Source organism: Providencia sp. UF-183, from assembly GCF_058246155.1.
In genome coordinates this window covers 68,849-95,521 of record NZ_JBSICD010000005.1, presented here as the reverse complement: position 1 = coordinate 95,521, position 26,673 = coordinate 68,849, and the positions used below count along the sequence as shown (strand labels likewise).

The window sequence follows — 26,673 nt, the reverse complement described above, 5'->3', positions numbered from 1 at the left end:
TGCTGATTAAGGTGCAGTATCAGGCACTTTAAGCGGGGAAATTGATGCAGGTTTTTGACCTAATTCAGTATCTTGTAAGTCTGGATGCAATGAAATAAGGTATTGACCAAGTGACGTTTCCGTCTCTTCTCTGCTATTTTGAGGTCGTTTTGACGAGTTCAATCCGCTTAAATGACTAACATTGTCTTTTTCAGGGATGGGAGATTGATTTTCAATTGCTTTTGACCCATCGGTTTTTAAATTCTCAGGCAAAATCAAATAAGTTAAAGACTGCTGGGCGATATCGAGTGCATGTTGCTTACGCTCTTGTGCTTGAAGATATCCCACCAGGCTTTGATGATATCGCCGAATATTTTCCACATAACGATAAGCCTCATGGCCGCGCGCATAACCATAAGTGAGCTGTGAGTAATATTTTTTCTGAGTTAACAGTGGAAGGCGTGCTTTCACATCGAGCCACCTATCGGGGTCACCACCAAGCATCTGAGTGAGTTTTCGCACATCCAACATATGCCCATAGCCCATATTATAAGCAGAAAGTGCAAACCAAATGCGGTCATCTTCCGCGATAGTTTCTGGCAATCTTTCCATGATATAAGCAATATACGCGGCGCCACCTTTAATGCTTTCTTCCGCATCTAACCTGTCAGCGATACCCATGGTAGCTGCCGTCGGTTTTGTTAGCATCATTAAGCCCCGAACACCCGTTGGTGAAGTCGCAAGGGGGTCCCAATGAGACTCTTGCCATGCAATCGCAGCGAGAAGTTTCCAATCAATAACTTCAGCGTATTTTTCAAACAACGGCTGATATTCAGGTAGCTTATTATCTATTGCCTTAATAAATGCCATCGTATCGAAATAATCGAACGATTCTACATGACTAAAATATTTTTCATTTAAGCGCGCTAATAGCTCCGTTTCATTGCCTTGATTGAAAAAATCAAGCAGGGCAGCATCTAAGCTGTTTTCATCACCACGACGCATATACCACGTGACCGCGTGATCATCGAGTAAATCAAAGGCGACAGCGATTTGTGGGTGAATGCGCTGTTGTAATGCAACCGCAATGGAGTCTTCAAGGGTATAGTCGATTTCACCATCAGCAAGCATTTCAAGGATTTGATTGGTATTGTATTTAGATGTCTCTTCCCATTTTAAATTTGGATATTCTTTGGCGAGCTCTTTTAAGGTACTCGCGTGGGCAGTTCCAGAGGTGACAAGCAGCTTACCGTTGATGTCATTAAATGATTTCGGCCGTGTTGAACCTTTACGATAGACCAATTGTTGAGTTACCGTCAGGTAACTTGGGCCTGTTTTTGTCTTAGTTAATCGGTCTTTATTATACAAAAGCCCAGCAACAGCGATGTCAGCATCACCATTTTCGAGGTCATCAAATATTTGCTCGAATGTTGGGCGGATAGTGATTTTAAGTTTGACTCCTAGGTACGAAGCAAAGCCTTGAGCAAGTTCGTAGTCAAAACCACGAAGCTGTTTTTGCTCATCTATATAGATAAGTGGCGAGCTGACGGCACTAATACGTAATTCACCTTGTGACAGTATTTTATTAATTTGTGAATCTTGCGTATTGGGCCAGCGGATATTAAAGCCGATGACCATTGAAGCCAGTAGCGCGATAACCACGATGATTAAGTAGTTAACTTTTAAGTTATTCAAATAATAATTTCTCGTGCAATCTCTGGTGTTGTGTGGTGTCTAAAAAAGAGTATGGCTAAGTAATGGTTATAATTCCAGTGGTTGGGTATTTTGCTCAACAATTATGATCGGTGCAACCTATATTATCGTATTTAGCACAGAATAATATTTAACTAATCGCTTTATTTTTAATCACGCAAACGGTTTCGTATTGATGAACATTGCTCTATAATGGGCACCGGTTTCCCTGCTTTCATGTTCAGGGCTGGCGTTTAAAAGAGAGAAATTAAGACTATGGAAATTTTGCGTGGTTCACCTGCTCTATCAGCATTTCGTATTACCCGCCTTTTGGCGTTGTTTGCAGAAAAACAACTGCCTGTAACAGATATCTATGCTGAATATATGCACTTTGCTGATTTATCAGCGCCGTTAAGTGACAGTGAGCAAGGCAAACTGAGCAGTTTGTTAAAATATGGTCCTTCTCTGACAGAGCATGACCCTTTCGGTAAGCTGATTTTAGTCACTCCACGTCCAGGTACAATTTCTCCTTGGTCATCTAAAGCAACGGATATTGCTCACAACTGTGGCCTTAGCCAAGTTAAACGCATTGAACGCGGTATTGCCTACTACGTTCAGGGGGATGCATTAACGCAAGCGCAGTGGCATGAAGTGATTGCACTGCTACATGACCGCATGATGGAAACAATTTTTTCTTCTTTTGAACAAGCAGATGCTTTGTTTGCGCACCAACAGCCTGCCCCAATGAAAACCATTGATATCATCAATGGCGGGCGCGAAGCACTGGCAACCGCAAATACAGAAATGGGTTTAGCACTGGCGGATGACGAAATTGACTATCTGCAAGCGGCCTTCACAGGCTTAAAACGTAACCCAACAGACGTTGAATTATATATGTTTGCGCAAGCGAACTCCGAACATTGCCGCCATAAGATTTTTAACGCAGATTGGGTCATTGATGGTGAAGAACAGCCAAAATCGCTGTTTAAGATGATTAAAAACACCTTCGAAAAAACGCCAGAACACGTGTTATCGGCTTATAAAGACAACGCGGCCGTGATGGAAGGCTCTTTGGTGGGGCGCTTCTTCCCTGAGCCTGAAGGGCGTACGTATCGCTATCACCAAGAAGACACTCACATTTTAATGAAAGTGGAAACCCATAACCACCCAACGGCTATTTCGCCATGGCCGGGTGCGGCGACAGGTTCAGGTGGGGAAATTCGTGACGAAGGCGCGACAGGGCGCGGCGCAAAACCAAAAGCAGGTTTAGTGGGATTTTCCGTTTCTAACTTACGTATTCCTGGCTTTGAACAGCCTTGGGAAGAGAATTTTGGCAAGCCAGACCGCATTGTGAATGCGTTGGATATTATGATGGAAGGCCCTCTAGGTGGTGCTGCGTTCAATAACGAATTTGGTCGCCCTGCATTATTGGGTTACTTCCGTACTTATGAAGAAAAAGTGAACAGTCACAATGGCGAAGAATTACGCGGTTACCATAAGCCAATTATGTTGGCGGGCGGTATTGGTAATATTCGTGCGGATCACGTTCAAAAAGGTGAGATCACCGTGGGTGCGAAATTGATCGTGCTAGGTGGCCCATCAATGAACATTGGTTTAGGTGGTGGGGCTGCGTCATCGATGGCATCAGGTCAATCAGATGCAGACCTCGATTTTGCGTCAGTTCAGCGGGATAACGCTGAAATGGAGCGTCGTTGCCAAGAGGTGATCGACAGATGTTGGCAGTTGGGTGGCGATAACCCAATTTTATTTATTCACGATGTGGGAGCAGGCGGTTTATCCAATGCTATGCCAGAGTTGGTGAGCGATGGTGGTCGCGGTGGTCGTTTCGAATTACGTAAAATTTTGAACGACGAACCAGGCATGAGCCCATTAGAAGTGTGGTGTAACGAATCCCAAGAACGTTATGTGATGGCAGTTGCACCTGAGAAGCTGGCGGAATTTACGGCGATTTGTGAGCGTGAACGTGCGCCATTTGCGGTGATTGGTGAAGCGACAGAAGAACGTCATCTTACCTTAAATGATGCGCATTTTGATAATCAACCGATTGATATGCCACTGGATGTATTGCTGGGTAAAACGCCAAAAATGCTGCGTGATGTGAAAACCCTTAAAGCAGAACCTGACGCATTAGACAGAACGGCCATCAATTTAAATGAAGCGGCTAAACGTGTTTTACATTTACCCGCAGTCGCAGAGAAAACTTTCTTGATCACCATTGGTGACCGTACGGTAACTGGGATGGTTGCCCGCGACCAAATGGTCGGCCCTTGGCAAATCCCCGTAGCTGACTGCGCCGTGACAACAGCAAGCTTAGACAGCTACTACGGCGAGTCCATGTCAATTGGTGAAAGAACGCCAGTGGCATTAGTGGATTTTGCTGCTTCTGCGCGTATGGCGGTAGGTGAAGCACTGACTAACCTTGCCTGTTCTTACGTGCAAGACCTCAAACGTGTGAAATTATCCGCAAACTGGATGGCAGCTGCGGGTCACCCAGGTGAAGATGCCGGGTTATATGAAGCGGTAAAAGCTGTTGGTGAAGAACTTTGTCCTGCATTAGGTTTAACGATCCCTGTGGGTAAAGACTCCATGTCGATGAAAACCCGCTGGCAACAAAATGGCGAAGAGCGTGAAATGACCTCGCCATTGTCATTGGTGATCACCGCATTTGGTCGCGTTGAAGATGTTCGTTTAACCGTAACGCCTGAATTAAAAACGGTAGAAGATAACGCGTTATTATTAATTGACTTAGGTGAAGGTCAAAACGCGTTAGGCGGTTCAGCCCTTGCGCAGGTTTACCGTCAATTAGGCAACAAAGCACCTGATGTCCATAGCCCTGAGCGTTTACTCGGCTTCTTCAATACCATTCAAAAACTGTTATCTGAGCAAAAATTACTGGCTTACCATGACCGCTCAGACGGTGGTTTATTCGTCACTTTAGCGGAAATGGCATTTGCAGGTCATTGCGGAATCAATGTCGACATCAGTTCATTTGATGAAGACACTTTAGCTGCATTATTCAACGAAGAGCTAGGTGCAGTCATTCAAATCAATGGCGCTGATAAAGATTACGTTGAAGCGTGCTTTGCAGAGGCAGGTTTAGCCAATTGTGTGCATTATTTAGGCTCAGCAATTCATGACGATATCGTGATCATCAATAGCCGTGATACGGTAGTTTACCGCGAGTCTCGCAGTTTATTACGTCAATGGTGGGCAGAAACCACATGGCAGATGCAGCGCTTGCGTGATAACGAAGTGTGTGCAGACGAAGAACATACGCTGAAGCAAGATAACCAAGACCCGGGCTTAAATGCTAAGCTAACTTATGATATTGAAGATGATATTGCGGCGCCGTTTATTTTATCCGGTGTACGCCCGAAAGTTGCCGTGCTGCGTGAGCAAGGGGTTAACTCCCACGTTGAAATGGCAGCAGCTTTTGACCGCGCAGGTTTTGATGCCGTTGATGTGCATATGAGCGATTTGCTGGCGGGTAACGTATCTCTTGAGCAATTCCAAACGCTGGTGGCGTGTGGCGGTTTCTCTTACGGTGATGTATTGGGGGCAGGGGAAGGTTGGGCGAAATCTATCTTGTTCAACAACCAAGTGCGTGACGAGTTTGCAGCATTCTTTAACCGCCCAGATACTTTATCACTGGGTGTATGTAACGGTTGCCAGATGATGTCCAACCTGCACGAGCTGATCCCCGGTGCTGAATTCTGGCCACGTTTTGTCCGTAACCGTTCAGAGCGTTTCGAAGCCCGCTTTAGCTTAGTGGAAATCGCCAATAGTCCATCATTATTACTGCAAGACATGGCGGGCTCTCGTATGGCAATTGCGGTCTCTCATGGTGAAGGGCAAGTGGAAACTCGCGCCGCGGCACATCTTCAGCAATTAGAAGATAACGGCTTGGTGGCTATGCGTTTTGTGAATAACTATGGGCAAGTGACGGAACAATACCCTGCGAACCCGAACGGTTCAGTTAATGGTATTACGTCAGTGACATCAAAAGATGGCCGAGCAACCATTATGATGCCGCACCCAGAGCGTGTTTTCCGTACAGTGAGCAACTCTTGGCACCCAGAAACATGGGGGGAAGATAGCCCATGGATGCGTATTTTCCGTAATGCACGCAAGCAATTAGGCTAATAATCAGTAAGCTAATTGAATAAACATCAGGCCAGTTGATTTGCTCACTGGCCTGTTTTTTTATCGCTTAAAAATAGAATGATTAGTTCAAGATAAACTCTTGGTTTAATCCATTGTAAGTTTTCACGCTGACTTTTAGCCCATCGTCCACTTCAGTGAGTTTAACGGCTTCAATTTCATTGCAATCAGCACCGACTGCGGTAGCTTCTTCTAACTCTAAGCGTTTATTTTTCTTATCAATAAAGTACCATTTACCCGCAGGGCAAGAAATGCCGGCATCTTCACGCAACAGCGCCCAACGGTTAGTTTCATGAACTTGTGAGCCAATACCAAAGTACGCATCACCCACACTAATCCAGCTAACAGCAGCGCCTTTGCCACATTGCTCACAGGATACTTCACCACCATCATGAATTTTCACTTGGTCTGTACGTGCCGAAGCAGAAACTTGCCAAGTTAATGCAGAAACAGCAAATGCGGCAATCAATAATTTTTTCATTTGATTATGTCTTATTAAAAGGAGGTATAGATTCAATTTTATCATTGAGAATAAAAGATAAAGGCAAAAAATAGCAGGGTAAAGCGCGGGATATTGGTGATTAAATAGATGGCGCCCTATCTGCAAAGCGGATAGGGCGTAAATCTGGGGCTTATTTCCAGAAGCGATTAATTTGCTCACGTAATGCTTCTGCGGTTTGTTTTCCTTTTTCACCCACTAAGGCACGCCCTGCAATAAAGGCTTTGGCTTTAATGCCATTAAATAGGTGAATATCTTCAGGCACAATGCCGCCTGTAATGGATAATGCGAGCCCTAAATCAGATAATTTGCGCATCTTTTCGATATCTTCATTAGTCCAGCCAATACCCGCAAGTTCGGCATCACGAGAACGATGGTAAATAGCTTGAGTAATGCCTAAATCCACCCAATTTTTAGCATCTTCAAATGTCCAATTGCCGTAAATTTCAATTTGAATTTCACGCTGAAATTCGTCAGCCACTTTTTTACAGGCCGCAATAGTAGCGATATGCGCCGCCGCTGACACCGTGATCCAATCCGCCCCTGCCTCAAATGCCATTTTCGACAAAATAGCGCCACCGTCAGTGGTTTTCATATCGCAAACCAGAATGTGATTTGGATATTTTTGGCGTAACGTCGACACGGCATTCATGCCATCGGCAAACGCTAAAATTGTGCCCACTTCAATGATATCAACAAAAGTGTGCACATTTTCAGCAACATCCAGTGCCGCAGGTAAGTTAGTTTGGTCTAACGCGATTTGGATCAACGGTTTAGTCATGGTTTTATCCTTGAATTTTTTCTCGTATCAAACGGGCAAGTCCGTCGTGATTGTTATCAGTGGCGCAGATAGCATTGGCTTGTGCTTTGACTGCCTCATCAGCATGTGGCATAGCAACACCGAGCCCTGCGTATTGGATCATGGAAATATCATTATGGTTGTCGCCAACGGCAATCACTTGCTCAGGCTTGAGACCAAGCTGGTTAACGTATTGTGCTAAGCGCATGCCTTTGTTGTTACCTTTACAGGCGATATCAATGCGATTAACCCACGAACGTTCAGCCGTGAATTTGTCATTCACCCACGAGACGTCCATTAATTGCTCGATGGCATTCGGGTCGCCTTCAACGACAAATTTCCAAACGTAATCGGTATCACGAACCTGTTCTTCAAATGAATCAATACGGTAGATTTTTGGGGGATGTGCAAGGCTTGGGTCTGCCGCCCACAGCTCCATATCTTTCATATAGTCAATGGGTTGTGATTTTGAATAGGTCATTTCATTGGTGGTATACAGCACCAGTTTGAATTGGTTTTTTTGTGCCAATTCAATAAAGGCCAAGGCATCGTCTTTAGCAATTGAGGTTTGTGTGAGCACCTTCTCATTTTGGTAATCATAGATATAGGTGCCATTGCAGCAAATAATGGGTGTGGTTAACCCCAGTTCATCGTAATAAGGGCGCGCAGCGGTATGGTGACGACCTGTCACAATCATCACGTGGCAATGTTTTGCCGCGTCTTGGATGGCAGACCGCACTTCTGGGTGGATAGTGTGTTGAGCCGTCAGAACCGTCCCATCTAAATCTAATGCGAGCACTTTATACATATTAATTAATCCTTTTAAGCGTTTTTCGCGAGTGCCTCATCAATCACGCGATACACATCGTCGGCTGTGTGGCATTGGCGCAGTTTGTTAAGATCGACACCCGTTTCGCTGTCCTCATCATCAAGAACTTGGGTGACCTCCATCAATCCTTCCATATGTTCGTCCGAAGAGCTACCCGCAAGTGTAATTAAAACGTCGACGGGCTCATCTTCCCCATCAAAAATAATGGGTTTTTCTAAGGTCACCAACGCAAAAGCGGTGCGAATAACGCCATCTTCAGGGCGTGCGTGGGGTAAGGCCAAGTTTGGGGCGATGCAGATATACGGGCCCAGTTTTTCGACACTGCTGATGATGGCATTATGATAATCGGGCTTGATGGCACCAGAGACAATTAGCATGTCTGTACCAATTTTAATCGCATCACGCCAATTTGTTGCGTTGGCATGGAGCTGGATAGAATTGTTGTCGATTAATGATTGTTTGAATCCCATTATGACTTCCTCTTGGATGATATTTACCTCGATAGATGCGCAGTAGCGTCTATCGAGGTATCAACATGATTAGTGACGAATAAAATTGGTATGAATGATATTGAGCAACTCATCACCGAATGAATTTGGGTTGAGCATATTTTGTACGCCAAGAACGAACTTACCTTCACCTGGGTCCATTTCTGAACTTAAGTGCTTTGACGAAACAATAATGTCTGTTGCTGTTAATTTCGATTTATAGTCGGATACCGCACAGGAATCCATGATGTGTGGGATGCCTTTTTTCTCAAGGTACTGACCAATTTTCATTTTCATCATCATGGAGGAACCTTGACCATTACCACATACCGCTAAGATGCGTACCGGTTTGGCACCACTGTGCTCAATCGGGGCTGATTCAACGTCCTCTACTGTTTCAATTGCCGCTTCAAGGGCGCCTTCAGCATCTTCTTCTGCACGCAGTTTTTTCGCGGCGAAGTACATGTAGACAAGGGAAAGTGCGACAATGACAAAGAAGAACATTTTTGAAAATGACAGGCCTTGCATAATCACTGGGAATGCAAGCGCCCAGTCAGCCATTCCCATCCAGCCACTAAAATCGGTGCCTTGACGGTTGATTAAGTCGATAGCCCATGCGGAACCTAAAATTTCGATGACTCCCATCACGAAACACACTTTCATCACGGCTTTCCAACCGCCAAAGTGGTTTGCAAAGATACCGATGGTGGCATTGGAGAAGAACATCGGAATAAAACCGGGGATGATCATAATCGGCGAATTGAAGGCTAACATCCCCAATACCGCAGCAAACTGGCCGATTGCGCCCCACATAAAGCCGAATACCATCGCATTCGGAGAGAAAGCATAGATAGCCGCACAGTCGATAGCGAGCACAGCATTAGGAATAACGCGCTCAGAAATACCTTTAAATGCCTCAGAAAGCTCTGCGACGAACATCCGTACACCTGTCACGATGATTTGAATGGCAACGGCAAATTTCAGGCCTGTTTCAATAATGTAGATAGTCCAGTGCGTGGTGCCTGCCATAGTTTGCAGGTTAGTCAGACCAAAAGAAATCAAAATAACGCCAAAGAAGAGTGTCATTACAATAGCTGTCGCTGAGATGCTATCGTGGAAAATATGCAGCCATTTTGGCAATTTTAAGTTATCAACACTGTCTTTTTTATCCCCCAGTTTTGGGGCAACTTTGGTCGCTATCCATGAAGCGAACTGCTGTTGGTGACCGATAGAAAAACCCGCTCCGCCAGTCACTTCTTGGGTTGGTTTAAACATGATATTGGAGGAGATCCCCCAGTACAGCGCCATCAAGACTGCGGAATACAAAATGGTTTCCCACATGCTTGAACCCAGCACAAAGTAGAAAACAGCAATCAAGCCAGCTTGCTGGAACATGATGTGCCCTGTCAACATGATGGTACGAATACCGGTGACACGGCGAAATAGCACTAATAGTATGTTAATCGCAAGGGCGAGTAACACGGTATAACCGACCCACGAATAGTTATCACCCATGGTTTCCATGGTGGCCATCATTGAAGTGTATGGGTCTATCACTGAACCGGTAAGGCCGTGGTATTCAGACATTTTTTCGATGACGGGTTTAAAGCTAGACACCAAGGTGCTTGCTCCAACACCCACTAACATAAAGCCGACAATTGTTTTGATTGTCCCCTTGAGGATTGTCGTACCATCACGCTTTAATAGCCAGTAACCAATAAATGTGACTAAGCCGAGTAGTAGAGGCGCTTTAGTCATTACTTGGCTGTAAAAAATATAGAAAGCGTCGTATAAAAAATCCATATTTTTACCTCTAATCAAATTGTATTTGTAATTTATATGGGTCAGAGATTAATCATATTGATCGTATCTGGTGTTATTGCGATATAATCATTTAAAACAGATAAATGGTCGCGCAAAAATCAATTATGATCAAATGTAATCACGAATTGCTCTTTTATGATTGTTTGCATTTGTCTGTTTTTTTACCAGTAAAAAAATAAATAAATGGCGACCTGATCACGTAAAATTTTAAATATTCAATAAAATCAACATGGTAATTTTATTTATGTCAAATATTCAATTTTTGCACTAGCAAAGGTTGACAACATTAGGTGAGATAAATAGAATCAAAACTAATCACCAATAATCATTTTCAGTCATTAGTTGTCATTGATATGATTATTTCTTAATAAGGCGATAGTTATGAATGAAGTGCAAAGACACAATGAAATCTTGTCGTTATTAGAAACGCAGCGGGTGATTAGCGTTTCTCATATTACCGAACAGTTTAATGTGTCTCCTGCAACCGCTCGTCGTGATATTTCAAAGCTTGATGAGCAAGGTAAGTTACGGAAAGTCCGTAATGGTGCAGAACGAATTGAAAAGAAAAAGCGTAAGTGGACACCGCTCAATATTAATAGCACTGACCACTACGAAGAAAAATCAGAAATTGCTATCAAAGCTGCGGAGCTTTGTCTCCCAGGAGAAAGCGCAGTGATTAACTGTGGTTCAACGGCCTTTATGTTAGGGCAGCAGCTTTGCGGTAAAAACGTACAGATTGTGACCAATTACTTCCCGCTAGCCAGTTATTTGATTGATGAAGACCATGATGATGTCATTTTAATTGGTGGGCAGTATAACAAGGCACAAAACATCTTTTTAAATCCAGCCCTCAATACACTGATGGGCTACGCAGGTAACTGGATGTTCACGTCAGGGAAGGGGCTAACGGAAGCCGGTTTATATAAAGCCGATATGCTAACCGCCGTGGCTGAGCAGCAGATGCTAGACCAAATCGATAAATTAGTGGTGGTTGTCGACAGTTCCAAGGTAGGCCATCGAACAGGGATGTTATTTTGCCCAGCAAATAAGATTGATGTACTTATCACGGGAAGAAATGCAAACCCTGAGGTGATTAAAGGGATTGAAGCGCAAGGGACTCGCGTGATCCTCGTCTAGTTTAGCCGACTACCTGATTTATTGAATTTAAACAAATTTGCCTTCATGCCTTAATTCTTTCATTAAGGCATCGGGCTCCTGACATCTAAAATTCTGGAAAAGGTATTATCACTATGAGCAAAGTCAATGAAATTACACGTGAATCTTGGATTTTAAGTACGTTTCCTGAGTGGGGGACGTGGCTAAATGAAGAAATTGAAAAAACCGTTGTTGAGCCCAATACATTTTCAATGTGGTGGTTAGGTTGCACAGGTATTTGGTTGAAAAGTGCGGGTAATACCAATATTTCTATCGATTTTTGGTGTGGCACAGGGAAAAAAACACAAAAAAATCCACTGATGAACAAGCAACACCAAATGATGCGTATGGGGGGAGTCGAAGCGCTACAACCTAACTTGCGTACAGCAATTTTTCCCCTTGACCCATTCGCAATTAAAGAGGTGGATGCGATTTTAGCCTCACACGACCATGCTGACCATATCGATGTTAACGTAGCGGCAGCCGTGCTACAAAACTGCGGCGACCACGTTAAGTTTATTGGCCCACAAGCGTGTGTGGATTTATGGACAAAATGGGGCGTACCTGCTGAGCGTTGTGTGGTGGCAAAAGTAGGCGATGTGCTAGACGTCGGAGACATGAAAATCCGTGTATTAGACTCTTTCGACCGCACAGCGTTAGTGACGTTGCCGCAGGGGGTGTCTTCATACGATAAAGCTATTTTAGATGGCATGGACTCCCGTGCAGTGAACTATTTAATTGAAACCACGGGCGGTTCTGTTTATCACTCAGGTGATTCCCACTATTCAAACTATTATGCGGCCCACGGTAACCGTTACAATATCGACGTCGCATTACTGTCTTACGGCGAAAACCCTCGTGGTGTGACGGATAAAATGACCTCTTCAGATATTTTGCGTGCCGCAGAATCATTAAATTGCGAACGCGTTATTCCATTCCACCACGATATTTGGGCTAACTTCCAAAACGACCCGCGTGAAATTGAAGTGTTGTGGAATATGAAAAAAGAGCGTTTGCAATACACGTTTGCCCCGTTCTTCTGGCAAGTGGGCGGCAAATATACTTACCCAACCGATAAAGATCGTATGCATTATCAGCACTTCCGTGGCTTTAACGATATCTTTAAAAATGAGCCAGAGCTGCCATATAAAGCATTCTTATAGTTATTGGTAAATTCATTCATAGCAGAGGCGAAAACGCTTCTGCTTTTTTTATTTTGAAGCATAAAAAAACCGCCAACAGGATGTGGCGGTTTGGTGTTTAAGGTAACGGCTGATTATTCAAGCACAAACATGCCGTAAGGGTGAATTTGCAGGTACAAATTTTCCCCTACACTTGGTTGTAACTGGGTAGCATTAATTTGCAGCAACATAGATTGACCATGCCAATCAACTGTTACTTCATATTGTGGCCCCATATAGGCAACGTAGGTGATGGTACAACGTTGGCTATCATCACCTTGTGTACTCAAGGTAATGGCTTCAGGGCGAACACCTACAGTGACTTGCGTTTGTGTTGAGGTAATTTGTGCAGGGCGTGGCAAGCAATAATTAAAGATATCAACAGAATCTGCGGTCAATGTCGCAGGGAAAATGTTGGCATCTCCCATAAAGCTGGCCATAAATTTCGACGCAGGTTGGCGATAGAGTTCCTGCGGTGAGCCTAACTGCATGATTTTCCCTTTATTCATGACTAGAACCATATCGGATACCGCGAAGGCTTCGCTTTGGTCATGGGTAACGTACAAAGAGGTGATGTTAAATTGTTGCTGTAGTTCACGAATTTTCTCACGCATGCTGCGGCGTAAGTTGGCATCCAAGTTACTTAACGGCTCATCAAATAACAGCACTTTTGGCTTGAGGATTAAGGCACGGGCTAAGGCGACACGCTGTTGTTGCCCCCCAGAAATTTGGTCAACAAAACGGTCAGCAAAGCCGGCTAAATCCACCAGCTCTAAGGCTTCATCGACCCGTTTTTTGATTTCAGCTTTCGGTAAGCCTAACATCTTCAAACCGTAACCTACGTTATCCCCTAAAGACATGTGTGGGAACAAGGCATAGGACTGGAATACCATACAAATATCGCGTTGTTGTATTGAACGGTCGGTTACATCTTCACCGTCAATAAACATGCGGCCTTCGGTCGGCTTTTCGAGCCCTGCAACTAAACGTAAAACGGTGGTTTTCCCGCAACCTGATGGGCCTAATAAGGTCACCATGCTACCTTGAGGAATAGAAAGACTTAAATCATCAATGACCGTGTTGGTGCCAAAGCGTTTAGTCACATTTTTTAATTCAACAAAATTATGTTGTGTCATGTCAGTTACTCCCTGATCACTGTGCATTTTTGGCTTTGGAACGTGAAACACGGGCTTCGCCAATCAAATAGTCAAATAAGAAGATAATTGCGAGCATGACCACAATCAAAATGGAGCCATAAGCAATCGCAACGCCATACTCACCATCCTCAACACGGTTAAGAATGTAAGCGGTGGCAACGCGTGTATCAGGGGTAACCAAGAACACAATCGCACTGACCGTGGTGATGGCACGGACAAAGCTGTAAATCAGCGCGGACAAAATGGCAGGGCGTAAGAGTGGCAGTAAGATAAAGAAAATGGTGCGCATGGAACCTGCTCGCAGGCTTAATGACGCTTCATCTAATGATTTATCAATTTGCCCCAAGCCTGCGATACCTGCGCGGATCCCCACAGGGACGTTACGCATGGTCATCGAAATAATCACGATGGCGGCTGTACCCGTTAAATAGAACGGGGTGTCGTTAAAGGCTAAGATGTATGACACACCAGCAACGGTACCCGGTACGGCGAAGCATAACATGGTGGTGAATTCGATGGTTTTCTTGCCACGGAAATCTTGGCGCACCACGATATAAGCAATTAACAAGCCGAGAATAGCCGTAATTGGTGCCGCAATTCCCGCATACAGAAGGGTATCGAGCAATGAAGGCCATGCGCCGTCACTCATACCTTGGCCGAATAACTTAATAAAGTTATCCAGAGTTAAGGTGTAATCCACACCCCAGTTCACCGTAAAGCTTCCGTAGAAAATGCTACCGTATAACAGCACGTTAAAGGCAACCCAAATTGCTAAGAAGAGAGTCACCGTGGTAATTAAAGAAGATGGCAGCGGCTGGACATCACCACGGTAAGATTTGCCAGAAACCGTGACATACGAACGCTTACCAATCCACATATACTGCACGCAGAATACTAGCAGTGAGAATACTAACAGCGATGCACCCAAGGTACTGGCAGCTTGGTAATCTAACTGTGAACCTGTGATGTAGAAGTAGATTTGTGTCGCTAAGACGTCAAAGTTACCGCCTAATACTAACGGGTTACTAAAGTCCGCTAAAGACTGAACAATAACGATTAAAAATGCGTTAGCTAGCGCAGGCTTCAATAATGGCATAAACACATTAAAGAAGGTCTGGTAGCGATTAGCACGCAGGGTGTAAGAGGCTTCTTCCAAAGATGGGTGAATAGTTTTAATCGCACCATCCAAAATCATAAATGACATGGGTGTAAAGGCCAGAACCTGTGCGAGCCAAATTCCCGTAAAACCATACAGCCAGTTAGTGTTTTCTAACCCCATGTAAGTGGCTAGAAATTCAGTAATATAGCCTGAGCGCCCCATCATCAAGGTCACACCAAGGCCGACAACGAATGGTGGTGTCACAATTGGTAAGATAGAAAACACGCGACCAATAATGGCAGAGCGTTTCGCAATACGTGTGGTGTAAATAGCTAAAATTAACCCAAAGAAGGTACAACCCGCGCCTACGGCTAAAGAGAGAAAGACCGAGTTAATAATAACTTGAACAATGTGGGATTGCGTTAAAATTGCCACAAAGGCAAATGGCGCAAAATCCCCATTACCATCGGTAAACATGGGGATAAAAATCGCTACACTTGGGAAGACGATAAACAGTGTGATCAGTGCAACAACGGTGATCAGTGAGCCAATGACAAATTGGTCGCCACCCAGCCATTCAAGGCGGGTTAACGCGTGCGTCATCACCATACCTAAGGCAATAAACAGCACAATGGCTGAATAACCAAGCCCCTTACCATCAAGGTAAGCGGTGATTATCACCACAACGGCAGTGAGTGCCGCAACGGCAATATCGAAATAATGGCGAGTTTTATGGTAACGATCCGCTGGTGTTAACGGGCGAATAAACAGCACAGATGGCAAGAGATACCAAAGCCAGCTAATATTCAGGCTGCTCCACCCATAAGCGGCGAGGATTTCATCTTGCGTCGAGTCAAGTAAGCCATAATCCAGGCTCCAAGACGGTAACAAGGCGAAACCAACCCAAGCTAATAGCAGCCAAAAAAAGGTGCTATCTCGCTTTTTAGGTGGTGTCAGAGCTAGGGTTTGAGACATAGATCCCCCTAAGCTCGTCATATTTTGCGCTGTCACGGTGTTGGCTGCGCTCTGTTATCCTAGTCACATACTTGTGTATGCTCCTAGGAATAACGTCACTTGCCGCCTTGTGACAACCCAAACTATTTAGAGCTTAATGATAATAGTTATAATTTTTATCTCGTTATATTTTGCGCTGTCACTGTGTTGGCTGCGCTCTGTTATCCAAGTCACATACTTGTGTATGTTCCTAGGAATAACGTCACTTGCCGCCTTGTGATAACCCAAACTATTTAGAGCTTAATTAAATTAATTTTTATTTTAGTTAAGTAAGTGCTCAGTGCGGCGCATTCACGCCGCACAGGGTGGTTATTTACTCATTTTGACTTCAGTAACCCACTTGTTGATTAAATTCTTACGGACATCGGCGTCGCCATATTTATCCATATCGTAGTTAATCAGGTTCAGGTCATTCAGTTTTAACGAAATTGGTGATGATTCTGCCGTGGTATTGGTGAGGATTTGGTAAGATTTACCTTCTTTCCAGCTCAGCTCTTGGGCTTCTTTAGACAACACGAAATCGACGAACAGTTTAGCGTTGTCCATATTACGGGCATTTTTCAGGATACTGATCCCGCCGATTTCATAACCTGTACCTTCACAAGGTGCGATTAACTCTAATGGCGCGCCATTTTCCACTTCTAATGAATAATCATGTAAGAAGCCGATACCAATGGCAGACTCGCCACGCGCGGCGTTACGTGCTGGGGCAATACCTGATTTGGTATATTGAGAGATATTTGAGTTTAATTTTTTCAAATAATCAAAGGCTTGCTCATTACCCCACAGCTGATCAAATGTTGCCAATGCGGTATACGCAGTTCCTGAACTTTGTGGGTCAGCGATTTGAATTTCGCCTTTGTACTCAGGTTTGGTTAAATCTTTCCAGCAAGTCGGAATAGGTAAGCCTTTCTCTTTTAAGCGATCCTTATTCACACCAAAACCTAAAATTCCGATGTAAACCGCTGAGGAGTAGTTACCTTTACGTTTCGCTGGGTCTTGGAATTGTGGCATGATCTCAGCGAGTTTTGGTGATTTGTATGGTTCAAGTAAATCCATTTCTCCCGCTTGTGAATGCGGATCTAATGTACCGCCATACCACACGTCTGCTTGTGGGTTACGTTTTTCAGCTTCGATTTTAGCTAAAGTACTGCCCGAACCGTTACGCACAAACGTGGTTTTCACATCATATTTTTTAGCGAATGCTTGGGTTTCTGTTTCGCACATTGCATTGGTTGCGCTACAGTAAACCACAAGGCGACCCGCCGCACTTGCAGTGGTCGAAATTGCGGCGAGGGATAAGCCTGCTGCGATTAGAGTAGAGAGAGTTTTCAGTTTCATTTTCAATCCTTTATCAGATTTTAATTATCAGAGGGTGAAACAGATCCTGCCATGTGCTCTCGTTTGCTGACGTTCGCAATCAAAAGCGGCATAAGCAGTAGCCCCATCAAGGCAGCGGCACTGGCGAGTAAGGTAAACATCCCAGACCAACCGTAATGTGCGATGACTTGAGAGAGCGGCCACCCTGCAATTGCCGCCCCTAAATAGGCATACAACCCAAGGTAACCCGTTACCGCTCCCGCTGCTTTTTTATGACAATATTCTGTTGCAGCGAGACCGATTAACATTTGTGGTCCAAAAACAAAAAAGCCAATAGCAAAAAAACACACCGCTAATAAAGCGTAATGATGAATAGGGGTAAGCCACAAGGCACTGACTGAGATACACAACCCCAATGAAAACAGCAAAATCATTGGCGCCCGCTGCCCGCGAAACAAAATATCAGAGCCCCATCCTGAGCACAGTGCGCCAAGCAGCCCACCTAATTCAAATAACGACAATGTTGCGTTGGCACTGAGTAAATTGGTGCCATGTGTTTCTGTTAACCAGAGATTTCCCCAATCGTTTATCGCCATACGAATGAGATAAACCAAAATATAGGAGAAACCTAATAACCAAATCATTCGGTTGAAAACAATCGCGTCTTTTAAAATCACCCACATTGGCATGGGAGGAGACAAACGCTCTTGGCGCAGCTCCAGTACATCTTGACGCCATTGCCCAACACTGGGGAGTTGCTCTTCTTGTGGCGTGCCCCGTAACTGGCCGCACAACCAAAGCCCAACGACCACACCAATCACACCAGGCACTATCAATGCCATTTGCCAACTGTATTGCGTTGCTAACAACGCGGTGAGCAAAGGCAGCAGCATGCCACCGAGATTGATGGAGATATTCCATAAACCCCACCAGAAACCACGTTCATTGCGTGAATACCAGTGAGTCAGAATTCGTGCACAAGGTGGCCATCCCCAACCTTGGAAAAACCCGTTTAACGTCCAAACCAGCAAGAGAGCAGGGAACGATAAACAATAGGCAAAAATGATGTTCAGTATCCCCGTCATCACAAGGCCCGCCCCCATAAACCAGCGGTAGCCTGTGATATCGTGGAAAATACCGGACAAAAACTTCGAAATGCCATACGTCAGGTAAAACGCGGTAGCAATCCAACCAATATCACTTTTGTCGAGTAACAATTCGCTTTGCATAACAGGCATCACGAAATTGAAGCTCTTTCGCGTTAGATAAAAGGTGGCATAGCCAACAATCATGAATAACATCAGTCGGCGACGCCAAAAACGATAAGTGTTATCCAGATCCAACGTATTTTTACCTGTCATGATGGTGTTTCTCGTGTTTGGCAAAATGTAATCAAGTTTTTAACAAAAGGGATGAGAGAAGGTATTAGAGGACTAGGAATAATTCCTAGTTTTGCGATGTTTTATCTCAAAATGTGGGCAAGTTAACAATTATTTGTGTGCCGTTTTGCGTGGTGAGTGTCCAATCCCCACCGAGGGCTCTAACGCGCTCTTCAATACCGCGTAAACCGAAGCCACTGGTGCGTTTGCTAAAAGGGATGCCCACACCATTGTCATCAACAATAAGCTGGATCGAGTCACCTATTTGCTCAAGTGAGATGTGGATTTGTGTGGCTTTCGCATGCTTACTGATATTGTTCAGCAATTCCTGAACAAGGCGATATAACGTAAACAGAACGGTTTCATTGACTGGCGTTTCTTGCAGGGCATAACGAAAATGGCATTGAATATTATTTTCAGGAAACGAAAATTCGGCAATGAGATGGGTAAGCGCATCCTCAAGGGACATTTCGTCCAAAACGGGTGGACGTAATTGTCGTAACAGTTGACGAGTCGATTGGTGAATTTGCTGAGCAAGCTCATTAATTTGGCTAGCCGCTTGGTGGCTTAATGAATCTGGTGCCGTTTTTTTCACTAGCATGGATTGAATTTGAATGGCGGTAATATTCTGCCCAATTTCATCATGTAATTCGCGAGCGATGGCTTTTTTGATATCTTCCTCAGTATGAACTAGCTGGCGCATTAGGTCGCGTCGTGCTTTTAACTCTTGCTCTAAGCGTTGCCGATAACGCTGCAGGTTACTCGCGAGTTGTTTTTGGCGGCTAATAGCAATCCCTAACCCAATACCGATCAAAGCCTGAGTACTGAGGAACATTTCCAGTTCTTCTAAGTCTGCAAACGCGCCATGAAATTGCCGAGCAAAAGTAATAATTAAACTGCCTAATAATGCCGAAAGCACACCGCCTTGCCAACCATAGCGGTAAGCCATAAATACATTCGGAATAAAAACCAGTAATACAATCAAACGTTCGATTTCAGGGGCGAAAAAGACTTGGGCGCTAAGACCGACAACACAAAATAAGAAGCACCAAACAATCAATGAGGTGCGTAACTGCTTATCTGGCGTTCCATAATCAAGTAACATCTGGTAATGCTGCTCATGGAGATATTCATAAATAAGATAAACAAATGGCGAGAGCAGTATTCCACCCGTAAATGTTGTTAAAAAGAGCTGACTAATGGAATAGGACGATAGCCAGCCAAACAGTAATGCGTGTAGGACACTGTTTGCAGCGACACCCGCCAGCAATAGCAATAAGCGCTGCCAATATAAGGTATAGCGCCACCAAATATCTTGAATAACAAAAGCCACACCAAGGCTTAACAGTGGGGAGAGCAGCAAAATCGGCTGGAAGAGCAGTTGTTCCCCAGATAACCAAAAATTCAAAATACCTTCGCTGAGTAGCAAAGTAGGCCAGTAGCGCCGCCAGAGGATTATCATCAAGGCAAGGCGCAGCCCTTGGGGTAAAAACAAGGTTGCCTGAAAGCTATTTTCACTTAAATAAAAGCCAATGATCCACAGCCCAATCCACAATAATGAGTAGGTAAAAAGCAAAAAAATGGATTGTAATGTCAAACGCAAGCTTTTACTCATACTATTTAAGACCTTGAAATAAGGTTATGTTCTAGTGCGTAGTGCACAAGGTCGATGGTGTTTTCGCATTGCAATTTACCGAGCACATTAGCGCGATGGACATGCACTGTTTTATGGCTAAGCTCGAGTTGCTCTGCGATGACTTTTACGCTGAGACCCGCCACCAATAAATCAAAAATCTCCCGCTCCCGTGGAGTCAACTCTTGTATGCCGTGGTGCTGTTGCGGTGAATGACGCAGGGCTCGCATGGCGTCCGCACATAAATAGCAGCCTCCTTGGTGAACAGAACGTACTGCTTGTACTAACTCTTCTGGCCCGCAACGTTTAGTCAAATAAGCGCTTGCTCCGGCATCCAATGCACTTTGTACAAAAGCGGGGGTGTCGTAAATGCTAAGAATAATGGTTCTAAAGTCGGGCTTTTTTTGGCGAAGGCGTGATAACAGCTGTAAGCCATTTTCATCTGGCATTGAAATGTCCATAATGGCGACATCAATCTCTAAACTAAGAAGGTTAGGCAATGCTTCTTGGGCGCTCGCATACTGCCCAACAACGGAAATATCGGGCTCAAGGGTCAGTAATTGTGCGAAACCAGAGCGCACAACAACGTGGTCATCAACTAAGGCGATTTTTATCATGTTGTTATATTCTGTGATGAGTAGGGTATTGAGAAATCTTATATCAAGATGAGCAGGGATAAGCTACTAACATCATTTAGAATTCTGATATTCATCAGAAAGTCAGATATTTTTTACTATAGTGGCCACTGAAGCCACTAAGCAGGGGGTGAGGTTATATTGGCAATGCTTCGATTATGCCAATATGGCATTGTGTCGTTATGACACGATTGAGTTTTAAATTTGCACTTGTAAGTAGTTGTATGAATTCATCTTCAGTACGTTCGTGCCCTTCCTCGAGTAATGCCATTTGAACAAGATCCATATTTTTACTGAAATGAGGGATGGGGTCATTAGATATTATGTTCTCTATAATCAAAACCTTAGATGATGGCTTCATCGATTTTCTAACAGATTTTAATATCTTAACCGCAACAGAGTCTGACCAGTTGTGTACAATATATTTAAGTAAATAAATATCAGATTCAGGGCAACGTTCTAAGAATGAGCCTGTTTGAACCTCCCAGCGAGAATCATCTTGTAATTGATAAAGAAGGTGATTTTCCACAACGGTTTCTCTGTCAAATAATATACCTTTGAGTGTTGAATGATTTTTTAGGATCTCTAACAGAAGTCCTCCCCAGCCTCCGCCGATATCCGCGATCACGCCATCATTTGGAAAAGGGTAGCTATTAACAACAAATATATTTTCTAAGGCACTGACGGAAGACATACCTTTATGAAAATTATCTGGGGCATCAATGTTTTTCTCCCAATATTCATAAAAACCCATTCCAAAAATGTTGTTGAATAAATGCGGTTCTAATGCACAGCGATGTAATTCACCAGCAGGTAACCAAAAAGTAGGATCGGTGAATGTTAAAACTGCTTGTCGCAGTGAGTACTTGTGTTCTTTAGACAGGAATTGTGCGGCAGGCGTTAGGGCGAGTTGGTTATCAGAGGACAGTTGAAAGATATTTTTGGTTGCAAGGAGCCTGACGATACGAATGAGTTCTCTTGGTGTTGCTCCTGTTTCATGGGCAAGTTGCTCTGCTGTTTTAGGGCCTGATTGTAAATGCTCCGCAAGTTGTAATTTGACGGCAGCACGCAAAGCGGCTTGGTATAAATAACCGAGCGATTGTTCGAGAACATGCACTGCGGGTTGAAGCTGATGAATATCAGATGCAGGGAGATAGTTTGTATTCATGGAAGTGCCTTAATAAAAATAGTGTAAATACATAATTATTATTTAAGTATTAATTATGTTTGATAATATTTATAGCTTGAAAATAGAATTTATTCTTATTTAATGTGTTGATATAAATATTATTTTATATTTTTGATGTTTTAAATTAAACATTAATTATATTGATTTATTTTAACAGCGAGTGATAATTCTGAGGGTAATGAAACCGAGAGTGTATAAAATAGGAGACAAACCCCGGTATGCACTGTCTCCAAATGGAGACATTTATCTGTATGATATATAAGGTATTTATCAATTGAGTATTTGAGTGTCTTAAATTAGCGACAATTCCAAGAGCTGGATAAACCGTTTCAGCGTATTCAGAAAGAGTCAAAAGAAAGGAAAAGTTAAATTTTCATATTATTCAGTAGGATAAAAATGACATTGAAAAGTTGGCATGGGTTGTGCATAATAATACCCAGTTGCTCATTCAATTTATTATGTCGGTCCAAAAATAGTTGGGTACATACCACATAAAGCAAGAATGACGCCAAAGTAAGGTGCCTACCGTCCAACAGCACAGATATTCGCCTTCGGGCCTTATCAAACACAGGGCGACACGTGGAGTGAGGCACCACCTATATGATTATCTTTAATGTAAAGACATAATCCTATAAAAGCAGTAAATCATCGCTGGCGGAGTTAAGGTCGATCCTTATCTCCGCCTTCCTGTATCTGCCATACATCAAACTTCAGCACTCTATCTGCACAAAGTACGTACAATTAATCATTGAATAGTCGTTACCTCAAGCGACTCACCTATTCAAATGTAGAATATACCACACTGAAAATACTCATTTTTATGTAATAAACTGGCACGTAGATTGCAGTCATTCGGTCATAGTTAGTCTGATTTTTATGCTATGGAACTCAGAACCCGAATTCATCTTTTCGCGTGGGAGAGAGTTCTGCTACCATTGAAATACGTTTAATAGGTATGAGATGAATGTATTGAGCAAATGGCGTTTTTTCCCGCGTTCCTTGCGTCAACTGGTTGTGATGGCATTTTGGCTCGTCTTGTTGCCTTTATTAGTTTTGGCATATCAAGCGTATCAAAGCTTAGAACAACTGAGTAACCAAGCCGCAAATATCAATAAAACGACCTTACTGGATGCAAGGCGCAGTGAGGTAATGAGCAGTCTCGCATTGGAAATGGAGCGAAGCTATCGTCAATATTGCGTATTGCAAGACGCAACGTTGAAGACTCAGTATCAAAAACAATTTGTCGATTATGAACAAATGTTTGAAAGGCAAAAAACCATTTTGCCTCAAACGTCTGACACCTCAAAGCTCACCGCAACATTGGCACAGCTTAAAACAGTGACGTGCGAAAATAATGAGCCTACCGCGAAAGTTACTCAAGCCTTAGAGCAGTTCTCAGCAGAAAATACGGCGCTCGTACAAGAAACTCGTGATGTCATTTTTAGCCGTGGTGAACAACTGCAAAAAGCGATTGCAAACAAAGGCCAATTATTTGGTTGGCAAAGCTTGATTCTATTTCTACTCAGCGCATTGCTTGTAACTCTATTTACTCGAATGATTATCGGGCCCGTCAAAGTGATTGAGCGAATGATCAACCGCCTTGGCACTGGGCGAACGCTTGCAAGCAATATTGAACGCTTTAAAGGGCCAAGAGAACTGCGAACCATTGCTCAACGTATTATTTGGTTAAGTGAGCGCTTAGCTTGGCTTGAGTCTCAGCGCCATGAGTTTTTACGCCACATTTCCCATGAATTAAAAACACCGCTCGCCAGTATGCGAGAAGGAACGGAACTCCTAGCAGATGAAGTCGCAGGGCCATTAACTGACTCTCAAAGGGAAGTCGTTGAAATTCTCGACCACAGCAGTAAGCATCTTCAGCAACTTATTGAGCAACTACTCGATTATAATCGTAAATTGGTTGATGACCCACCAGAAGCACAATTAGTTGACCTACAAAAATTGATTGAAGATATTGTTAATGCACATAATTTGCCTGCTAGAGCAAAAAATATTAAAACGGAAGTCCGTTTAAAAGTCGAAAGCTGTTTAGCGGAACCGACCTTACTTGGGCGAGTTATTGATAATATCTACTCCAATGCGGTGCACTATGGCGGCGAATCAGGTAATATTTGGATCACGAGTCGTCAAACAGGCAATAAACTATTGATTGAAGTTGCGAATACAGGTACGCCAATTCCCGAATCTGAGCAAAGCATGATCTTTGAGCCTTTTTACCAAGGGTCCTTACAAAGAAAAGGTGCGGTAAAAGGGAGTGGATTGGGGCTGAGTATTGCACAAGACTGTATAAAACAAATGGGCGGAGAACTCTCATTAGTCCCATATAAATCAGCAGATGTCTGTTTTAGAATTGAACTGCCTCTAACAGCAGAGAATGAATAATGGTCAATCGGTCTACAGATTTTTTGACGGTGCTCTATCGTAAGGCACTGCCAAATAAACTTAATCAAAAAAACCCGTTTGTGATGAGACGAACTGGGTTTAGCTTTGGGGCGGTATTTTTTACCCTTATCCTAAGTGGATGCGTAGCAAAAAATGGTCAATCACCACTGGAAACGCTGGCACAAGTGGTTGTGCCTGAAGTCAGAGTCACTGATTATCGTTATGCACCATGCGATACGATTTGGGATAATGAGCAACCAGCCGCTCGCGAAAATGCGTTATTCTGGTTGCGAATGATGGACTGTGCAGATCGCACAGAGACTTCGCAAGCGCGTGAAAATGCGAGCAAAATAGATGTTACGAGTTGGTCAGAGGCCTTTCAACAGAATATATTGTTGAACTCCGCAGACCCAACGATTGCCGAACGGCGTAAAATGCTTGATAGCATTAATACCTACAGCCTTAGTTTTCCTACGGCAGTACGCCCGTTATTACAGCTATGGCGTGAGCAGCAAGTGCAAATTATTAACCTTTCTGATGCGGGTGTGCGTTATAAACGCTTACAGCAAGAAATGGATACTAAGCTTGATCGCCTAAAAGAGGACAACGCCAAATTGGCTTTTGAGCTGAATACGACATCGCGTAAGCTCGAAAATTTAACAGACATTGAGCGCCAACTTTCCTCACGGAAAAAAAGCACTAATGAAACGGAAAAAGAAGTCGAAAGCGTTGTTGAAGGCGATAAAGAGACCTCATCTGAAGCACCAAAACCCGCAGAACAACCTTCATCGGAGAACGTGCAACAATGACAAACCGTAAGTCGGCAAATTTACTGCTGGTGGATGATGACCCAAGTTTACTTAAGTTGCTAGGGATGCGACTAAGTAGCGAAGGATTTAAAGTCACCACCGCGGAAAGTGGCCCAGAAGCACTCAAAATCTTACAGAAAGAAAAGTTAGATTTAGTGATAAGTGACTTGCGCATGGATGAAATGGATGGCATGGCGCTGTTTGATGAAGTGCAAAAAGCCCATCCTAATATGCCCGTTATTATATTAACGGCACATGGTTCAATCCCTGATGCTGTAGCGGCTACACAGCGTGGTGTGTTTAGCTTTTTAACTAAACCTGTCGATAAAGACGCTTTATATAAAGCAATCGATGAAGCGTTAGCATTGTCTTCATCACCCATGAGCGATGAAGCCTGGAGCTCAGGGATAGTCACTCGTAGCCCTTTAATGATCCGCCTTCTTGAGCAAGCACATATGGTGGCTCAATCAGACGTTAGCGTACTGATTAACGGCCAAAGTGGGACGGGTAAAGAAGTGTTAGCGCAAGCCATTCATAAAGCAAGCCCTCGAGCACGTAAACCATTTATTGCTATCAACTGTGGCGCATTACCAGAACAACTTTTAGAATCTGAGCTATTTGGCCATGCAAAAGGCGCCTTTACGGGCGCAGTGAGTAACCGTGAAGGGCTATTTTTTGCCGCAAGTGGTGGGACACTATTTCTTGACGAAATTGGCGATATGCCAATGCCTTTGCAGGTAAAATTATTACGTGTGTTACAAGAACGCAAAGTTCGTCCTTTAGGGAGTAACCGCGACTTAGATATCGATGTACGTATTTTATCTGCAACGCACCGTAATTTACCGAAAGCGATGGAAAAAAATGAGTTTCGTGAAGATCTCTATTATCGCTTGAATGTAGTTAATTTACGCATTCCTGCACTAAATGAGCGTGCAGAAGATATTCCATTGTTAGCAAATCATTTATTGAGGGAATCTGCGTCTCGGCATAAGCCTTTTGTGCGCAGTTTTTCAAGTGATGCGATGAAATGCCTAATGACAGCAACTTGGCCGGGTAATGTACGCCAATTGGTTAACGTGATTGAACAATGTGTGGCGTTAACGACATCACCTGTTATTAGTGAAGCCCTTGTCAGCCAAGCGCTACAAGGTGAAAATACCGCATTGCCAACCTTTGTCGAAGCACGTAATCAATTTGAATTGAATTATTTACGCAAGTTATTGCAGATGACAAAAGGCAATGTCACACAAGCTGCACGCATGGCAGGGCGAAATCGTACCGAGTTTTATAAATTGCTTGGTCGCCACGATTTAGAAGCTAATGATTTTAAAGAATAATTAACTATTATTTGTCTACATAATCTAGTGGACAAGGTAAACCGTATTCACGCTTCGGGAGAAGAAACACGTT

Annotated in this window: 19 protein-coding genes; 6 read left to right on the top strand and 13 right to left on the bottom strand. The window is 43.7% G+C overall.

Going from position 1 to position 26,673, the window contains the following annotated elements; all coding sequences use genetic code 11:
• Window positions 1–6: 6 nt before the first annotated feature.
• On the bottom strand, window positions 7–1,674 hold the full coding sequence (gene mltF, locus AC4IFT_RS06060) for a membrane-bound lytic murein transglycosylase MltF (RefSeq protein ID WP_490750844.1): 1,668 nt from the start codon (window positions 1,672–1,674) through the stop codon (window positions 7–9).
• A 273-nt stretch (window positions 1,675–1,947) separates the two neighbouring features.
• On the opposite strand from mltF, the gene purL reads away from it, so the two are divergent.
• The gene (purL, locus tag AC4IFT_RS06055; RefSeq protein WP_490750843.1) at window positions 1,948–5,835 is read left to right on the top strand and encodes a phosphoribosylformylglycinamidine synthase; all 3,888 of its coding nucleotides are present in this window, start codon (window positions 1,948–1,950) and stop codon (window positions 5,833–5,835) included.
• Window positions 5,836–5,917: 82 nt separating this feature from the next.
• On the opposite strand, the gene AC4IFT_RS06050 is transcribed toward purL, so the two are convergent.
• From AC4IFT_RS06050 to AC4IFT_RS06030, 5 genes are all read right to left on the bottom strand, one after another.
• On the bottom strand, window positions 5,918–6,334 hold the full coding sequence (locus AC4IFT_RS06050) for a hypothetical protein (protein ID WP_490732184.1): 417 nt from the start codon (window positions 6,332–6,334) through the stop codon (window positions 5,918–5,920).
• A gap of 151 nt (window positions 6,335–6,485) precedes the next feature.
• Window positions 6,486–7,133 (bottom strand): 3-keto-L-gulonate-6-phosphate decarboxylase UlaD, encoded by a 648-nt coding sequence (locus tag AC4IFT_RS06045; protein ID WP_490732183.1) that lies wholly within the window; start codon window positions 7,131–7,133, stop codon window positions 6,486–6,488.
• Between the two features lie 4 nt (window positions 7,134–7,137).
• Window positions 7,138–7,959 carry a Cof-type HAD-IIB family hydrolase gene (locus tag AC4IFT_RS06040; RefSeq protein ID WP_490750842.1) on the bottom strand — a complete coding sequence of 274 codons (822 nt, stop codon included), beginning with the start codon at window positions 7,957–7,959 and terminating at the stop codon, window positions 7,138–7,140.
• Window positions 7,960–7,973: 14 nt separating this feature from the next.
• Window positions 7,974–8,450 carry a PTS sugar transporter subunit IIA gene (locus AC4IFT_RS06035; protein WP_490750841.1) on the bottom strand — a complete coding sequence of 159 codons (477 nt, stop codon included), beginning with the start codon at window positions 8,448–8,450 and terminating at the stop codon, window positions 7,974–7,976.
• A 69-nt stretch (window positions 8,451–8,519) separates the two neighbouring features.
• Window positions 8,520–10,271, bottom strand: coding sequence for a PTS ascorbate-specific subunit IIBC (locus tag AC4IFT_RS06030; RefSeq protein WP_490750840.1), 1,752 nt, complete (start codon window positions 10,269–10,271; stop codon window positions 8,520–8,522).
• A gap of 402 nt (window positions 10,272–10,673) precedes the next feature.
• On the opposite strand from AC4IFT_RS06030, the gene ulaR reads away from it, so the two are divergent.
• Both ulaR and ulaG read left to right on the top strand, forming a co-directional pair.
• The gene (gene ulaR / locus AC4IFT_RS06025) at window positions 10,674–11,429 is read left to right on the top strand and encodes an HTH-type transcriptional regulator UlaR (RefSeq protein ID WP_490732178.1); all 756 of its coding nucleotides are present in this window, start codon (window positions 10,674–10,676) and stop codon (window positions 11,427–11,429) included.
• Between the two features lie 113 nt (window positions 11,430–11,542).
• Window positions 11,543–12,610 carry an L-ascorbate 6-phosphate lactonase gene (ulaG, locus tag AC4IFT_RS06020; protein ID WP_490750839.1) on the top strand — a complete coding sequence of 356 codons (1,068 nt, stop codon included), beginning with the start codon at window positions 11,543–11,545 and terminating at the stop codon, window positions 12,608–12,610.
• A gap of 113 nt (window positions 12,611–12,723) precedes the next feature.
• Here the strand turns inward: ulaG and fbpC are convergent, their stop codons facing one another.
• The 7 genes from fbpC to AC4IFT_RS05985 form a co-directional block, all read right to left on the bottom strand.
• Complete coding sequence (gene fbpC / locus AC4IFT_RS06015; RefSeq protein WP_490750838.1) at window positions 12,724–13,764, bottom strand: ferric ABC transporter ATP-binding protein; 1,041 nt, start codon at window positions 13,762–13,764, stop codon at window positions 12,724–12,726.
• Between the two features lie 16 nt (window positions 13,765–13,780).
• A complete protein-coding gene (locus tag AC4IFT_RS06010; RefSeq protein WP_353243406.1) occupies window positions 13,781–15,859 on the bottom strand; it encodes an ABC transporter permease in 2,079 nt (692 codons plus the stop codon).
• Between the two features lie 348 nt (window positions 15,860–16,207).
• Window positions 16,208–17,239: an ABC transporter substrate-binding protein gene (locus AC4IFT_RS06005; RefSeq protein ID WP_206082490.1), complete on the bottom strand. Its 1,032-nt coding sequence runs from the start codon at window positions 17,237–17,239 to the stop codon at window positions 16,208–16,210.
• Window positions 17,240–17,259: 20 nt separating this feature from the next.
• On the bottom strand, window positions 17,260–18,579 hold the full coding sequence (gene uhpC / locus AC4IFT_RS06000; protein ID WP_490732173.1) for an MFS transporter family glucose-6-phosphate receptor UhpC: 1,320 nt from the start codon (window positions 18,577–18,579) through the stop codon (window positions 17,260–17,262).
• Between the two features lie 106 nt (window positions 18,580–18,685).
• The gene (locus tag AC4IFT_RS05995; RefSeq protein WP_490750837.1) at window positions 18,686–20,212 is read right to left on the bottom strand and encodes an MASE1 domain-containing sensor histidine kinase; all 1,527 of its coding nucleotides are present in this window, start codon (window positions 20,210–20,212) and stop codon (window positions 18,686–18,688) included.
• Between the two features lie 5 nt (window positions 20,213–20,217).
• On the bottom strand, window positions 20,218–20,847 hold the full coding sequence (locus AC4IFT_RS05990; protein ID WP_490750836.1) for a response regulator: 630 nt from the start codon (window positions 20,845–20,847) through the stop codon (window positions 20,218–20,220).
• A 154-nt stretch (window positions 20,848–21,001) separates the two neighbouring features.
• On the bottom strand, window positions 21,002–22,033 hold the full coding sequence (locus tag AC4IFT_RS05985; RefSeq protein WP_490750835.1) for a methyltransferase: 1,032 nt from the start codon (window positions 22,031–22,033) through the stop codon (window positions 21,002–21,004).
• A 981-nt stretch (window positions 22,034–23,014) separates the two neighbouring features.
• Here AC4IFT_RS05985 and AC4IFT_RS05980 point away from each other — a divergent pair.
• Genes AC4IFT_RS05980 through glrR form a run of 3 tightly spaced genes read left to right on the top strand, consistent with a single transcriptional unit; the run spans window position 23,015 to window position 26,600 of the window.
• On the top strand, window positions 23,015–24,454 hold the full coding sequence (locus tag AC4IFT_RS05980) for a sensor histidine kinase (RefSeq protein ID WP_490732164.1): 1,440 nt from the start codon (window positions 23,015–23,017) through the stop codon (window positions 24,452–24,454).
• Entirely contained in the window at window positions 24,454–25,263 is an 810-nt protein-coding gene (gene qseG, locus AC4IFT_RS05975; protein ID WP_490750834.1) for a two-component system QseEF-associated lipoprotein QseG, read from the top strand. The genes AC4IFT_RS05980 and qseG overlap by 1 nt, the downstream gene beginning before the upstream one ends.
• The gene (glrR, locus tag AC4IFT_RS05970) at window positions 25,260–26,600 is read left to right on the top strand and encodes a two-component system response regulator GlrR (protein ID WP_490732160.1); all 1,341 of its coding nucleotides are present in this window, start codon (window positions 25,260–25,262) and stop codon (window positions 26,598–26,600) included. Before qseG ends, glrR begins: the two co-directional genes overlap by 4 nt.
• Window positions 26,601–26,673 lie beyond the last annotated feature (73 nt).